Source organism: Pseudomonas sp. GW821-FHT10C09, assembly GCF_059415465.1.
The window spans coordinates 90,420-104,535 of the sequence record NZ_JBWKNG010000019.1; the positions used below are offsets into that span (position 1 = coordinate 90,420).

Annotated in this window: 11 protein-coding genes; 2 read left to right on the forward strand and 9 right to left on the reverse strand. The window is 60.2% G+C overall.

Translation table 11 applies throughout. From position 1 onward, the window contains the following. Positions 1 to 57 precede the first annotated feature (57 nt). From AC07N8_RS20445 to AC07N8_RS20465, 5 genes are all read right to left on the reverse strand, one after another. The gene (locus AC07N8_RS20445; RefSeq protein ID WP_493145746.1) at positions 58 to 1,665 is read right to left on the reverse strand and encodes a GMC family oxidoreductase; all 1,608 of its coding nucleotides are present in this window, start codon (positions 1,663 to 1,665) and stop codon (positions 58 to 60) included. Positions 1,666 to 1,855: 190 nt separating this feature from the next. Beyond that, positions 1,856 to 3,073, reverse strand: a complete 1,218-nt coding sequence (locus AC07N8_RS20450) for a mandelate racemase/muconate lactonizing enzyme family protein (RefSeq protein ID WP_483839673.1) — start codon at positions 3,071 to 3,073, stop codon at positions 1,856 to 1,858. 1 nt (position 3,074) lies between these two features. Next, positions 3,075 to 4,394 carry an MFS transporter gene (locus AC07N8_RS20455; RefSeq protein WP_493145745.1) on the reverse strand — a complete coding sequence of 440 codons (1,320 nt, stop codon included), beginning with the start codon at positions 4,392 to 4,394 and terminating at the stop codon, positions 3,075 to 3,077. A gap of 84 nt (positions 4,395 to 4,478) precedes the next feature. Continuing rightward, positions 4,479 to 5,903, reverse strand: a complete 1,425-nt coding sequence (aldA, locus tag AC07N8_RS20460; RefSeq protein ID WP_493145744.1) for an aldehyde dehydrogenase — start codon at positions 5,901 to 5,903, stop codon at positions 4,479 to 4,481. Positions 5,904 to 6,135: 232 nt separating this feature from the next. Then, a complete protein-coding gene (locus tag AC07N8_RS20465) occupies positions 6,136 to 7,068 on the reverse strand; it encodes a LysR substrate-binding domain-containing protein (RefSeq protein WP_493145743.1) in 933 nt (310 codons plus the stop codon). Between the two features lie 185 nt (positions 7,069 to 7,253). On the opposite strand from AC07N8_RS20465, the gene AC07N8_RS20470 reads away from it, so the two are divergent. Both AC07N8_RS20470 and AC07N8_RS20475 read left to right on the forward strand, forming a co-directional pair. After that, the gene (locus AC07N8_RS20470) at positions 7,254 to 8,432 is read left to right on the forward strand and encodes a hypothetical protein (protein ID WP_493145742.1); all 1,179 of its coding nucleotides are present in this window, start codon (positions 7,254 to 7,256) and stop codon (positions 8,430 to 8,432) included. Positions 8,433 to 8,575: 143 nt separating this feature from the next. Further along, positions 8,576 to 9,451 carry a LysR substrate-binding domain-containing protein gene (locus AC07N8_RS20475; RefSeq protein WP_493145741.1) on the forward strand — a complete coding sequence of 292 codons (876 nt, stop codon included), beginning with the start codon at positions 8,576 to 8,578 and terminating at the stop codon, positions 9,449 to 9,451. Between the two features lie 125 nt (positions 9,452 to 9,576). On the opposite strand, the gene AC07N8_RS20480 is transcribed toward AC07N8_RS20475, so the two are convergent. From AC07N8_RS20480 to fae, 4 genes are all read right to left on the reverse strand, one after another. After that, a complete protein-coding gene (locus AC07N8_RS20480) occupies positions 9,577 to 10,941 on the reverse strand; it encodes an MFS transporter (protein WP_027924704.1) in 1,365 nt (454 codons plus the stop codon). Positions 10,942 to 11,013: 72 nt separating this feature from the next. Next, the gene (locus AC07N8_RS20485) at positions 11,014 to 12,447 is read right to left on the reverse strand and encodes an NAD-dependent succinate-semialdehyde dehydrogenase (RefSeq protein ID WP_493145740.1); all 1,434 of its coding nucleotides are present in this window, start codon (positions 12,445 to 12,447) and stop codon (positions 11,014 to 11,016) included. Beyond that, positions 12,444 to 13,478 carry an aldo/keto reductase gene (locus tag AC07N8_RS20490; protein ID WP_493145739.1) on the reverse strand — a complete coding sequence of 345 codons (1,035 nt, stop codon included), beginning with the start codon at positions 13,476 to 13,478 and terminating at the stop codon, positions 12,444 to 12,446. The genes AC07N8_RS20485 and AC07N8_RS20490 overlap by 4 nt, the downstream gene beginning before the upstream one ends. Positions 13,479 to 13,488: 10 nt before the next feature. Next, positions 13,489 to 14,001, reverse strand: coding sequence for a formaldehyde-activating enzyme (gene fae, locus AC07N8_RS20495; protein WP_008043405.1), 513 nt, complete (start codon positions 13,999 to 14,001; stop codon positions 13,489 to 13,491). Positions 14,002 to 14,116: the final 115 nt, after the last annotated feature.

Consider the following 14,116-nt stretch of genomic DNA (forward strand, 5'->3'; position numbering starts at 1 on the left):
CAAGTATGAGCAGCGGACTTGGCGGAAATTCATTTTTGATACACAGAGGTTGTGAAATCAGGCGTCCTGCAAAATCAGGTCGGCGCCCTTCTCGGCCACCATCAACACCGCCGCGTGGGTATTCCCCGACGTCACGTTAGGAAAAATCGACGCATCGACGATGCGCAATCCCTCAAGACCATGGACTTTCAAGCGCTGGTCGACCACGGACTTCTGCTCGTCCGAACCCATGGCGCAGGAGCCGCACAGGTGGTAGATCGAACCACTGTTTTCGCGGAAATACTGCAGCATCTGCTCGTCGGTTTCGACGACCGGCCCCGGCAACACTTCTTCAACAGTGATGCCCTTGAGCGCCGGTGCCTGCATGATCTTGCGCATCAAGCGGCTGCCCTGAATGACCTCGTCGATGTCTTTTTGCGTACTCAAGTAGTTGGGGTCAATCAGCGCCGCGTCCCGTGGGTTTTTCGAGGCAATCTCGATGTGCCCGCGACTGGTCGGCCGGCACGGGTTGAAGCACAACAGGAAACCCGAGTACGGCTCCGGCTTGAGACTGGCCTTGTTGTTTTTCGGGATCTGGTACGACAGCGGGTTGAAGTACAACTGCAGGTTCGGGTTGGTTTGCTGCTCATTGCCACGGAAGAATCCGCCGGCCTGATTGACGCTCATCGCCAGCGCGCCCTTGCGGGTGAACAGGTACTTCAAACCGAGTTTGAACTGACCGAACAGCGAACTCAGTTCATCGTTGAGCGTCGGGATATTGGCCTTGTAGTAATAGCTGGCACACAGGTGATCCTGCAGGTTCTGCCCCACCGCTGGCAGGTGCTTGACCATCGGGATCTTGTGTTTGGCCAGCAGCGCCTGATCCGCGACACCGGACAGTTGCAGGATCTTCGGCGTGTCCACCGCGCCGGCGCAAAGAATCACTTCCTTGTTGGCGGTGAAGGTTCGCACCACGCCATGCTGGGTGATCGAAATCCCGGTCGCGCGGCCATTGTCGAACAGCACTCGGTCGACCAGCGCGTAATGCTCGACGGTCAGGTTTGGTCGGCTCAAGGCCGGGTGCAAATGCGCAAAGCTGCTGGAGCAACGCTGGCCATTTTTGGTGTTGACGTCATAGATACCCGAGCCTTCGAATTTCGGCCCGTTGAAATCGTCGCTGTGGGGGTAGCCGAGTTCATCGCAGCCTTTGAGGAACACATCGCAGATCGGATGGGTCTGGCCCTTCATCGGCGTGATGCTGATCGGACCGCTGCCGCCGTGGTATTCGCTGTCGCCCAGCGGATGGTTTTCCAGCTTGCGGAAATACGGCAGTACATCTTTAAAGCCCCAGCCTTCATTGCCGTTGGCTGCCCAATCGTCAAAGTCGTGGGCCTGGCCACGGACGTAGATCATCGCGTTGATCGAGCCCGAACCGCCCTGCACTTTGCCGCGTGGTGCGTATATTTCGCGGTTGCCCAGTTGCTTTTGTGGCTGGCTGTAATACATCCAGTTGAAGGTCGGGTTGTAGTACATTTTGGCGAAGCCGACCGGGATCTTGAACCACAAGGAACTGTCCTTGCCGCCCGCTTCCAGCAGCAACACCGAATGTTTGCCACTGGCCGAGAGCCGGTTGGCCAGGATGCAGCCTGCGGCGCCAGCGCCAGCGATGATGTAGTCGTAAGTCATGCAGGGTTACCGCGTAAGTCGTTGTACAAAAAAACCACCCATCCATCAGTCAAAACGCGAACCCTGTGGGAGCGAGCCTGCTCGCGAAGGCAGCAGCACATTCAACATCAATGTTGACTGACCTGACGCTTTCGCGAGCAGGCTCGCTCCCACAAGGGCACTGCGCCATGTCCGTAAAGGAGGTATCCCATCAGCCTCTGGCTGGCGATGTGTCTTTGACGTCCGCCGGGGTCGGCGCCATTTGCAGGTGCAGGCGCTCACCGGTATACGGCGAATGCTTGCGCACCACATCCATATTCAGTTCCACGCCCAGGCCCGGTTCGGTGGACGGGATGATGTAGCCGTCCTCCCATTGCAGCGGCTTGGTCAGGACTTCCGCATGGAAACCGCCCCAGGTCATGATGCTTTCCTGGATCAGGAAGTTCGGTGTGCAGGTCGCCAACTGGAAACTCGCAGCCGCGCCAATCGGCCCGTTGTAAAGGTGTGGGGCGATCTGCGCGTAATAGGCTTCAGCCATGCTGGCGATCTTTTTCGCTTCCAGCAGACCGCCGCAACGGGCGACGTTCATCTGCAGAATCGACGCGCCGCCGGCTTGCAGCAGCTTGAAGAATTCGTACTTGGTGGTCAGGCGCTCACCGGTGGCAATCGGAATCGAAGTCTTGGCCGCGACCTGCGCCATGGCTTCTTCCTGACCTGGCGGCACCGGCTCTTCGAACCACAGCGGATCGTACTTCTCCAGGCGCTTGGCCAGGCGAATCGCCGAGGACGGCACCATTTGCCCGTGCGTGCCGAACAGCAGGTCGCACTTGTCGCCGACCGCTTCGCGGATCTTGCGGCAGAAGGTTTCGCAGCGCTCCAGCACTTCCAGGGAAATCTGATGCCCGGAGTACGCGGTGTACGGCCCGGCCGGGTCGAATTTCACCGCGGTGAAGCCTTTGTTCATGTTCTCGATGGCGCACTCGGCGGCCAGGTCCGGGTCGTCGTAGTCATACTCGCCCTGGCTGTTCACCGGGTAGAGGTAGGTGTAGGAACGCAGGCGCTCGTTGACCTTGCCGCCGAGCAATTCGTAGACCGGTTTGTTCGCCGCTTTGCCAATGATGTCCCAGCAGGCCATTTCCAGGCCGCTGACCACGCCCATCATGGTCAGGTCCGGACGCTGGGTGAAACCGCTCGAATAAGCCTGACGGAAGAAGCGTTCGATGTGGTGTGGGTCGTGGTTGAGCAAGTAGCGTTCGAACACGTCTTCGATGATCGGCAACATGGCTTTGGGGCCGAAGGTCGCGGCGTAGATCTCGCCCACGCCTTCGATGCCGCAATCGGTTTTGATCTTGACGAACAGCCAGTACATCCCGCCGATGTGCGGTGGCGGTACGGCAACGATATGGGTTTCAAGGGCGACGATTTTCATCTCAGGCACCTGTCTTGATCAGGGATTTACGATTGATACGAGCACGCAAGGTCAGCGCCGCGAGAGTGCCCAGCAGGCCGACGAAAGCGATGTAGCCGAAATACAGCTTGTAACCAAAGGCACCCGGGAAATGCTCGGTGAGGTAGCCGTTGATCAAAGGAATGAAGGCGTCCGGCAGGTAACCGACCACCGAGACAATGCCGATGGCCAGCCCCGTGATGCGCAGCGGAATGTTGCAGGTGTCGAGGATCGCCCAGTACAAACCGCGAATCGCATAGGTCATCAGGCCGATGAAAATCACTGTGCCGACCAGCAGGCCCATGCTGTTAAGCGCCGGGAACACGATCAGGCCGACCATCGCCAACGTCGCGCAGAACAGCGCCACGATCAGCACCGAGATGTTCGAAAACTTGTCACCCAGCCAGCCGCCGCCGATGCCGCCAATCGGGCGCATCCACAGCTTGATCGTGGTGATCGTGCCGGCCATGACCGCGGTCATGCCGCCGCCCTGCAGGTAATCGGAGAAGCTGTAGGTGGCCCAGAAGATGTGATAACCGCAGAACACAATGGCGGTGACCAGCCACAGCTCCGGGATTTTCACCAGGGTGGTCAGGTCGCTGAGCAGGTTGTATTTGCCCTTCTCCACCGCCGCCGTGTCTTCCATCGACTTCGGGTCCTTGATCAACACCAGCACACAGCCGATGGCGATACAGGTGAAGGCATACAGGTAGACCACGTGCTTGAAGCCTTCAGCCGCCGACTCGCCGCGCGTCTCGGTGGCGAAGGCAAACAGCCCCAGCGCAACCGTTGCCAGCAAGGCTTCGACCAGCCCGCGACCGCCATCGAGGATGCCGAAGAAGCGGCCCTGCTCGGTGTGATGGGCAATCATCTTCACGCGCTTGAGCACCGAGGCCCAAAACGTCAGGCCGGTGGTCAGGCCCCAGCAACCGAAGATGATCATCAAACCGGTCATCGACGGCGCGGTGGAGTACCACAGGCCCAAGGCACCGGTGGCCACCAGCGAGAAGAAAATCAGGAAGCGTGGGGCGATGCGATCCGCCAGCCAACCGCTCGGCAAATAGCTCAAAAGGAAAATCGTACCGAGCATCGAATACAGATAACCCAGCTCGCTGTGGTTGATCTGGAACACTTCGAGCATGGTGGTCTGGTAGACCTGGCGCAGGTACAGGATCGGGTAGATCGCACCGGCGGCCAGCACCAATAACATCAGTTGGACATAGCGACTGCCCTTGTCGCTCTGGCTGATTGAACCCGCATTCGAACCCTGAACAGCGGCAGCAGTGGATGCTTGCTTGGACATCTAGGTGACCTCTGGTCGCCCGGTGGTCCGGGTGGCCCTGTTAATTGTTTTTATGGGTGTTGCGTGAGGCGTGTGGCCGGTGGATCAGTACTTCATCACTACGAGACGGGTCTGGGTGAATTCGAGCATGCCGTGCTTGCCGTCATCGCCGCCCAGGCCGGAGCGTTTCCAGCCGGCGTGGAAGCCCTGGTACGGGTCGGCCGGAGTGCGATTGACGTACAGCTCGCCGGCTTCGATGGCGTTGGCGACTTTCATCGTGGTGCGGTAGTTCTCGGTGTAGAGCACCGAGGACAGCCCGAACTGATGGTCGTTGGCCATCGCCAGCGCTTCGTCGATATCGCGGTACTTGAGCACCGGCAGCACCGGGCCGAAGATTTCTTCCTGGATGATTTCCATGTCCTGGCGGCAGCTGCTGAGCAGGGTCGGCGGATAGAAATGGCCGTTGCCTTGCGGGATAAAACCACCGGTTTCCAGGACCGCGCCGTCCGCGATGGCGCGCTCGACCATGGCGTGGATGTTCTGCTGCGAACTGGCGTTGACCAACGGGCCCATCAGGCTGGCGTCGGTGGCACGGTCGCCGAACTTCACGGCGCTGATTTTCGCTTTCAGCAGCGCGAGAAATTGTTCATAGACGCTTTCCTGCACGTAGACCCGCTCCACCGCCGTGCACAACTGGCCGCAGTGGGTGGTTTTCGAGGCGACGATGGCCGTCGCGGCGGCTTCAAGGTCGGCGTCGGCTTCGATGATCGCCGGGGTTTTACCACCCAGCTCCAGCGATGGCTTGGCGATATTGGCCTTGCAGTAATCGAGCACGATGCGCCCGGCGTTGACGCTGCCGGTCAAGGTAATGAGGCCCACAGCCTTGTGCGTGCACACGGCGGCCGCGGTGGCGTGATCCATGGTCAGGATGTTCACCACACCCGCCGGCAGTCCGGATTGCGCGACGGCCTTGGCGATTTCAAAGGCCGAGGTCGGTGTGTTGTTGCTCGGGCGCACCACCACGGTGTTGCCGGCAATCAGCGCCGGGGCGATTTTGCGCAGCAGCGTATAGACCGGGTAGTTGAACGGAATCAGGCACGCGACCACACCAATCGCTTCGCGGTGCAGGAACAGGTTTTCGTTCGGGCTGTCGCTGGGAATGATCTCGCCTTCAATGCGGCGGGCCCACTCGGCGTGATACCGAGTGATCTGCGCGGCGTAACGGGCTTCGTTGCTGGCATCGGCCACGCTTTTGCCGGATTCGGCCGCCAGCGCGGCGCCGATGTTTTCAGCACAGGCGTCCAAGGCATCGGCGAAGGAACGCAGGTGCTCGGCGCGTTCGATGCTGGTGAGTTTGCCCCAGACCTTTTGCGCAGCGGCAGCCGCTTCTACCGCGTTGACCGCTTCGACAGCGGTGGCTGCCGAGACGTGGCCGACCAGTGCTTCGGTCGCCGGGTTATAGACTGCGATCAGCGCGTCGCTGGCAGGTTCGATGAAGTGGCCGTTAACAAAATTTCGCTCGAGTCGCATGTGCATCGCCCATCGTTGTTTTTATCCAGTTCGAGCAGTCTTGGCATCCTGAGCGGGTTGAACAAACGATTTATTGAGCGGGCAAACATTCGAAAAACGCAGGTTACTTCGAAAGAACGCAGTCTCATGTGGGAGCGAGCCTGCTCGCGAAGGGGGTGGATCCGCTGCATTGATAGTGCATGACACTCCGCATTCGCGAGCAAGCCCGCTCCCACAGGGGGATTTGTGTGGGTTAGAGAGCGGCGGTTGAGGGTTCGAGCTGCCGTTGTGCCAACCAGATTTCTTCCTGCAACCACTGGCTGAACACCTGCAATTGCGGCATCAGGGTCTGCTCCGGCCGGGTCACCAGCCAATAGGACTGGTGCCCTTCCACATGCACATTGAGCACCTGGGTCAGATACCCGCTGGCCAGTTCCGGGGCGACCATGTGCCAGTCGGCGATGGTGATGCCCAAGCCGTCTACGGCCGCACGAATGGCCAGGTCCAGCAGGTCGAATTCATACCCGCCCTGGGTATCGACCCCGGTGATGCGTGCGGCGTCCAGCCAGTGTTTCCAGGTCAGGTAGCGCTGGTCCTCCCGAGCCAGCACATGCAGCAATGTCAGGCGATTGAGGTCGATGCCCTGCTCGCTCCACTCCCGCGCATACAAGGTCGGCGCGCACACCGCGATGTGCCGTTCCTGAATCAGCATCGAGCTGTCCAGGCCATCCCATTCGCCGTCGCCGAAACGGATCGCACAGTCGAGGGTGCTGGTTTCCGCAAGGCTGTCCTGCAAGCGCGTGGTGATGCTCAGTTCCAGCTCGGGATGCTTCTCGCGCAACCGCCCCAGACGTGGCATCAGCCAGCGGTTGGTAAAGGTGGGCGGCGCGTTGATGTGCAGGCGATTGGAATGGGTTTTCTGCTGGATGCTGCGCACCGTCAGCTCGATCTTGTCGAAGGATTGATGCAACGCCCGCAGCAGCACTTTGCCGGCGCTGGTCAGTTCGAGGTGATGGTGGCGGCGCTCCAGCAGGCTCTCGCCCAACTGTTCCTCCAACTGACGCACCTGGCGACTGACCGCACTCTGGGTCACGTTCAACAACTCGGCGGCGCGGGTAAAACTACCGGTGCTGCCGGCCACTTCAAACGCCTTGAGGGCATTAAGACCGGGCATTTTGCGTTTCATGAAAAGCACTCGAGGACGTTAGCTGATCGGCCAAGCATCCCATGGCCGCCACGCATTGTCCTACAGGATTTTCCAAGTAACATGCATCGAAGGAAGGTTCCCGTGCATTTTTAATCGTTTGTTCAACCCACCGTTCATCGCAAGACTTGCCGGCATCTCATATAAAAATAACCGAGAGCTGCCCCATGCCCTTCTCTGCTTCCCTGCGCCTCAGTCCTCTGTACATCGCTCTGTTCTGCACCTTTGCGGCCCCTGCCATGGCCGTGCAAGTGACCGATAATCTTGACCTCGGCGGCGCAGTTCGGGCGCGCTGGGACTACGACCCGGATCGCGACATCCAGAAATTTGGCCTGGACACCATGTTCCTCAGCGCCAAATACAACTCCGACACCTGGATCGGTGAGGCCCAATATCGTTTTTATGGCCGGTCCTATCCGTATCAGTACACCAGGAATTACGGCGATATCCAGTTCGCCAAGTTCGCGTGGGCCGGCTACAAGTTCAATCCCGACCAGCAAGTGCAAGTGGGCCTGAACACGGTGCCGTTCGGTTTGCAGCCGTATTTCGGCAGCACCTTCTACGAAACCCTCGGCAACGTCATCGGCCTGGAAGATGTGCAACAGGTCGGCGCCAAATACATCCAGCAATCGGGCGACTGGAACCTCCAGGCCGGTTACTACTTGCGCCCGGCGTGGCAAGGCAAAGGCACCAGCAACGGGGTCACCTATTCCAGCGTGGTGTCCGAAGCCGACAGCTACGTCGCCGACGGCAGCAACAATCAGGAGCGCAACACCGTGGTGCTTCGGGTGGCCAAGGCACTGGACCTGGGACCGTGGAAATCGGAAGTCGGCCTCTCGGGCCTGAGCTCATCGCTGGAGAACAAGGACACCAATGATGATGGCCGGCGCAACGCCGTGGCCATTCACTACCTGGGCAAGAACGGCCCATGGGGCGTGCAATTGCAGGCGGCGCGGCAACAGATGTCGCCGCGCAATCCTGGCACTGATGAGTTGGTGACTCTTGGCGGTTATGACGGCACGTACAACGTCGCCAGCCGCGGCAATCTCTATGTGGCGGATCTCAGCTACGACGTGGCCGGGAAATACCTGTTCGATCAGGTCAGCGGGGTCAAGCTGTACGCCAACTACAGCGCCTTCGATAAATCCGCCAGCGAGTTCAAGACGTCGGAGCGGATGATTCTGGGCAGTTCGTTTTCGGTGAGTAAATTGTGGGTCGCTGCAGAGTGGTTGTTTGGCAAGAATGATCCGTATATCGGGGGTAGCAGCTATACCCAGAGTCTGGGGGCTGGCGGGAGTGATCAGTGGGAGAATCAGTTGTATGTGAACGTTGGGTATTACTTCTGATTCCATTTATTTAGCGTCCTTTAGGACGAATCAACACTTGCATCAACCTTTGGCAAATAGTCAGATAGGCACCACAGAGACCGCCACCAAAACAATAAACCGGCCCGACGCAACACCTGAGGCCGGTACGGAGTCCACCTTCGATGCGTCAACTGCCCTCGCTCAACATGCTGCGCGTCTTCGAAGAGGTCGCGCGTCATCGCAGTTTCAGCCAGGCAGCGCTCGGCCTGAACGTCACTCAAGGCGCAGTCAGCCGCCAGATCAAGCAACTGGAAGACTACCTCGGCGTCGCGCTGTTCGTGCGCACGCCCCAGGGCTTGTCGCTGACCGAATCCGGCATCGCCCTCTCCCCGCACCTCGCGGAAGCTTTCGATCACATTGAACGGGCCCTGCAAGCCGTGCGCGTGCCCAACCTGCGCCAGCGCCTGCGAATCCTCGCGCCACCGACCTGGGCGACGCGCTGGTTGTCGGCGCATTTGCGCGTGTTCTGTCAGCGTTATCCCGACATCAGCCTGAGTGTGACCAACCAGGCCAGCCACGACAGCCTCGCCGAAATCGACTGCCACATCCGCTTCGGCCTCGAAGCCAACAGCCATTGCAGCAGCCAATTGTTGGTGATGGAACGGCACATCGCCGTGGCCAGCCCGGAGCTGTTCAGCGACGGTCAGCCACCGGATCTGCGGGGCTTTCCGCTGCTGCACATCCTGCACGATGGCAAACGCCTGAAGGTCTGGGAAAACTGGCTGACGGCCATGGGGCGCGACGATGTCGATGCGGGGCAAGGGCTGGAGTTCAGCACGCTGGATCAGGTGATCCACACTACGCTGGCGGGAGGTGGGCTGGCGGTGATTGACCGGCAGATGATCGAAAAGGAACTGGCCAATGGCAGCCTGCTGCCGATTACCCCGGTGGAGGTGATCGGTCCGTATGGCTATTGGCTGGATGTGGCGAATGACAAGCAGGGGTTGTCGAAAGTGCGGTTGTTTACCGATTGGCTGGGATTGGTCAGTAATCCCTAAAGCCACCGACAATCCCAGTGGGAGCGAGCCTGCTCGCGAAAGCGGTGGATCAGTCAATATTGAGGGTGACTGACACTCCGTCTTCGCGAGCAGGCTCGCTCCCACAGTGGAACTTTGGCAGTCAGTTAGATCGGGGCTGGGACTTTCACCGCCACCGCAGCACCACCCTCCACCGGGCTCTGCGCCTTGCACGCCTGGCTCAGTGTCAGCGATTTGGTCTCTGGCGCCCACGCCCAGGACAGCCAGGCGCCGATGGCCAGGATCGCCGCCAGAATCCCCATTGTCGGGCTCAAGCCAATACCCGCCACACTCACCGGCAACAGGAACGTGCTGATCGCCGAGCCCAAACGGCTGACCGCCGTGGCCAGGCCGATCCCGCTGGCCCGCACTTCAGTCGGGAAGCTCTCGGCCGGGAACACGCCCACCAGGTTACTCACCGCTGACAACACCAGCGTGAACAGCCCGAACACCAGCACCATCAGGAACGCTGCACTGCTCGGCAACACCGCCAACATGAACAACGCGACCGCCAGGATGATGAACGAGTTGATCAAGAACCCGCGGCGCGAGAATTTGATCGTGCACCAGATCCCGATCAACGCGCCGAGGATCAGCAGCATGTTCAGCATCAGCTCGGTGCCGAAACCTTCCGCCAGGCCCATTTTCTGCAGAATCGACGGCAGAAAGGTGTAGATGGCGAAGTACGGCATGACAATGCAGACGAAGAACAGGCAGTTGAACGCGGTACGTTTGCGGTACTCACGGCTGAACAACACCGCGTAGCCGGAACGGGTTTCGGTGGATTGGGTTTCGTCGAGTTCGACGTTGGCGCCCAGGTGCTTCTTGACGATCGCCCGTGCTTCGGCAATCCGGCCCTGGTTCACCAGCCAGCGCGGCGACTCTGGCGTGCCGATGCGCGCAATCAGAATCAACGCCGCCGGGATCGCCGAAGACGCCAGCATCCAGCGCCAGGCGTCATCGCCGAGGCTGAGCATGGCGGTACCGACAAACGTCGCGGCAACGTAGCCGAACGTCCAGATCACGCTGAACGAACCGAGCAGCACGCCGCGATGTTTTTTCGGCGCGAACTCGGCCAGCATGGCGTGGCCGACACTGAAATCACCGCCCAGCCCGATGCCGATCAATACCCGGCACAGGAACAGGCCCATCGCGGTTTCGGCGTAGAACTGCATCACCGAGGCGATAGTGATCAGCACGAAGCTGACCAGGAAGATTTTCTGGCGGCCGACCTTGTCGGAGATCCAGCCGAAAAACAGGCTGCCGAGGAACAGACCGATCAGGGCCGAAGCGCCAATCAGGCCTTGCCAGAACGCATCGAGGTGCATCTGCGGGCTCAGCAAGGTGAACGCGATGCCGATCAGGCCGAGGATGTAGCCGTCGGTGAAGTGTGCGCCGAAGGTCAGGCCGGCGATTTTCAGGTGAAAGCGCCCGATGGGCAGGTCGTCGATTTTTACCGGTTGTACGGACATGTAAATCTCCAATTGTTGTTATTGACGGAGAAATGAAACCGATCGCTGTTTTTGTAGGAGTGGTGGTGGGGGTTAGAGGCCGCCCATCAACAGGTATTTGATTTCCAGGTAGTCATCCAGACCGTACTTCGAACCTTCGCGACCGAGGCCCGATTCCTTGATGCCGCCGAACGGTGCCACTTCCGTGGAAATGATTCCTTCGTTGATCCCGACCATGCCGGCCTCCAGGCCTTCGGCCATGCGCCATACGCGGCCGATGTCGCGGCTGTAGAAGTAAGCCGACAAGCCAAACGGCGTGTCGTTGGCCTTTTGCAGCACTTCGGCTTCGTCCTTGAAGCGGAAGCAGGCCGCCACCGGGCCGAAGGTTTCTTCCTGGGCGATGAGCATTTCGCTGCTGGCTTCGGCGAGGATGGTCGGCTCGTAGAACGTGCCGCCGAGCGCATGACGACGGCCGCCACACAACAGCTTGGCGCCCTTCTCCAGCGCATCGCCGACGTGCAGTTCAACCTTGGCCAGCGCCGTCGCGTTGATCAGCGGGCCTTGCTCGGTTTCCCCGTCCAGCGCACTGCCGACGCGCATCGCCGCAACGGCTTCCGCGAATTTGCCGGTGAAGGCTTCGTAGACGCCGTCCTGAATGAAGAAGCGGTTTACACAGACGCAGGTCTGCCCGGTGTTACGGAATTTCGAGGCCATCGCGCCTTTGACGGCGGCATCCAGATCGGCGTCGTCGAAGACAATGAACGGCGCGTTGCCACCCAGTTCCAGCGAGACCTTTTTCAGGGTTTCAGCCGCCTGACGCATCAGCAGTTTGCCGGTGCGCGTTGAGCCGGTGAACGACAGTTTGCGCACGATGCTCGACGCTTGCAGCGCCCCGCCAATGGCCACCGCATCGCCAGACACAATGTTGAACACCCCCGCCGGAATACCGGCCTGTTCTGCCAACACCGCCAGGGCGAAGGCCGACAGCGGCGTCTCTTCCGAAGGCTTGAGGATCATCGTACAACCGGCCGCCAGTGCCGGGCCGACCTTGCGCGTGACCATGGCCAACGGGAAGTTCCACGGAGTGATCGCGGCGACCACACCGATGGCTTCCTTGACCACGATGATCCGCGCATCAGCCTTGTGGCTCGGGATCACGTCGCCATAAGCACGCTTGGCTTCTTCGGCAAACCACTCCAGAAAACTCGCGGCGTAGACAACCTCGCCCATGGCTTCGGCCAACGGTTTGCCTTGTTCGCGGCTAAGCAGGGTCGCCAGATCCTTCTGGTTACTCAGCATCAGCTCGCTCCAGCGCTTGAGCTTCTGGCTGCGCTCCTTGGCGGTGAGCTTGCGCCACGCCGGTAATGCGCGGTTGGCGGCGTCAATGGCCCGATTGGTTTCTTCGGCACCAGCCTTCTGTACATCGATGATCAACTCACCGTTGGCCGGGTTGAACACCGGGTAAGTCGGGCTGCCGGACGACCATTGGCCGTCGATGAAATTACCCGTGCGGATCAGCGCGCTCATGCCACAGCCTCAGTCAGGGTAAAGCGTTCCAGGGCCGGACGGGACGAACGCAAGATACGTTTGCCGGCGGTGTAATCGTTGATCACGTCGCACGGGGTGTAATTGCGTTCCAGTTCGTGCAGTTCTTCGGCGTCGAGCCTGGTATCGAGCGCGGCCAGTGCACTGTCGAACTGTTCGGTGGTGTCAGCACCCACCAGCATGCAATCCACACCCGGATGATTGGCCACCCAGGCCTGGGCGATTTGTGCGTTGGACACGCCACGGGCACGGGCTACACGTTGCACCGAATGGGCGATTTCGAACGAGGCTTCGTCGCTGTACATCTGCTGCGTGAAGAAGTCGGTCTGGTTGCGGGTCGACTGCACGTCGCCGGTCAGCAAGCCACGGGCCAGCGGGCTGAACACCGAGACGCCGAGGCCTTGGTCGCGGCAGAACGGGATCATCTCGCGCTCTTCTTCGCGGTAGGCGCAGTTCAATTGCAGCTGCATGTTGATCGGCTTGACCCAACCGTTGCGCTCGCAGGCCATGAGGATTTTCGCCAATTGCCCGGTGAGCATGGTCGAGACGCCGATGTAACGAGCCTTGCCGGAGCGCACGATGTCGTTCATGGCGCTCATGGTTTCTTCGACCGGTGTGTTCACATCGAAGTAATGCAGCATGAACACGTCGACGTAATCCATGCTCAGGCGCTTCAGCGAAGCGTCGATGCTGTCCATGATGTGCTTGCGCGAATGACCGCTGGCGTTGATGCCATTGCGAGTGCCGTAGCCGACTTTGGTGGTGATGACCAAGTCTTCACGACGGGCCAGGCGCTTGACGATACGCCCCACCACTTCTTCGCCGACGCCGGCAGAATAGAAATCCGCGAGGTCGATGAAATTCACGCCGTTGTCGAGGGCGTGCGCGACGATTGGCTCGCTTTTCTTCTCGTCGAAGATCCACGGTTTCCAGTCCGGGGTGCCCATGTTCATGGTGCCCAGGCACAGGCGGGAGACTTGCAGGCCGGAGTTGCCCAAACGAATGTATTGCATGGCGCGGACCTCAGGCTTTTGGCGTGTAGAAAGGGTTGCTGATGTGATTGACCACATCCGCCAGTTGCGCGGTTTCCGGCTTGCCGGTCAGCGCGGCACGGATCGCCGTGCGGCAGGCGTTGTAGTTATTCAGGTAGACCGCATCGAGGTCATCGCAGGCCGGGTTGACCCAGTTGGCGGTGACGATGGCCCATTCGTCTTCGGCTTCCGGCGGCAAGGTGCCGTCCAGCAGCGCTTCGAGTACAGCCTTGGCGATACCGGCCTGGGACGCGCCCCAGGTGGCATTGCCGTGCAGGTCGCTGCTGATCGCGGCTTTGTTGACGTAAAGGGTCATTGGCTTGACCGGAATGTTCGGCTGGGCGATCACCATGAACGGGCAATGTCCCTGGCTTGGCGACGCCAGGCTGTTGGCAAACGCCTGGCCGGCCGGGCCGTTGCGCGGGCCGATCAGGATGTTGATGTGCGCGGCGTTCACGCCCGGGCCTTCGAAACCTTCACCGATGTACAGGTCGAGTTCTTTCATGAGTCGTTACTCTTCAGGGAGTTGAGGTTGATCAGAAACGCACGCAGGCAGCGGGCCTGGCGTGGCAAATGTCGGGGTTCGAAGAGCGCAGCAGGTCGCTGGCGAAGACGCGGCA

What these genes read in the sequence shown, in the direction of transcription:
- AC07N8_RS20445 (WP_493145746.1), bottom strand. Translation starts at nt 1,665, where the DNA reads ATGACTTACGACTACATCATCGCTGGCGCTGGCGCCGCAGGCTGCATC.
- AC07N8_RS20450 (WP_483839673.1), bottom strand. Translation starts at nt 3,073, where the DNA reads ATGAAAATCGTCGCCCTTGAAACCCATATCGTTGCCGTACCGCCACCG.
- AC07N8_RS20455 (WP_493145745.1), bottom strand. Translation starts at nt 4,394, where the DNA reads ATGTCCAAGCAAGCATCCACTGCTGCCGCTGTTCAGGGTTCGAATGCG.
- aldA (WP_493145744.1), bottom strand. Translation starts at nt 5,903, where the DNA reads ATGCGACTCGAGCGAAATTTTGTTAACGGCCACTTCATCGAACCTGCC.
- AC07N8_RS20465 (WP_493145743.1), bottom strand. Translation starts at nt 7,068, where the DNA reads ATGAAACGCAAAATGCCCGGTCTTAATGCCCTCAAGGCGTTTGAAGTG.
- AC07N8_RS20470 (WP_493145742.1), top strand. Translation starts at nt 7,254, where the DNA reads ATGCCCTTCTCTGCTTCCCTGCGCCTCAGTCCTCTGTACATCGCTCTG.
- AC07N8_RS20475 (WP_493145741.1), top strand. Translation starts at nt 8,576, where the DNA reads ATGCGTCAACTGCCCTCGCTCAACATGCTGCGCGTCTTCGAAGAGGTC.
- AC07N8_RS20480 (WP_027924704.1), bottom strand. Translation starts at nt 10,941, where the DNA reads ATGTCCGTACAACCGGTAAAAATCGACGACCTGCCCATCGGGCGCTTT.
- AC07N8_RS20485 (WP_493145740.1), bottom strand. Translation starts at nt 12,447, where the DNA reads ATGAGCGCGCTGATCCGCACGGGTAATTTCATCGACGGCCAATGGTCG.
- AC07N8_RS20490 (WP_493145739.1), bottom strand. Translation starts at nt 13,478, where the DNA reads ATGCAATACATTCGTTTGGGCAACTCCGGCCTGCAAGTCTCCCGCCTG.
- fae (WP_008043405.1), bottom strand. Translation starts at nt 14,001, where the DNA reads ATGAAAGAACTCGACCTGTACATCGGTGAAGGTTTCGAAGGCCCGGGC.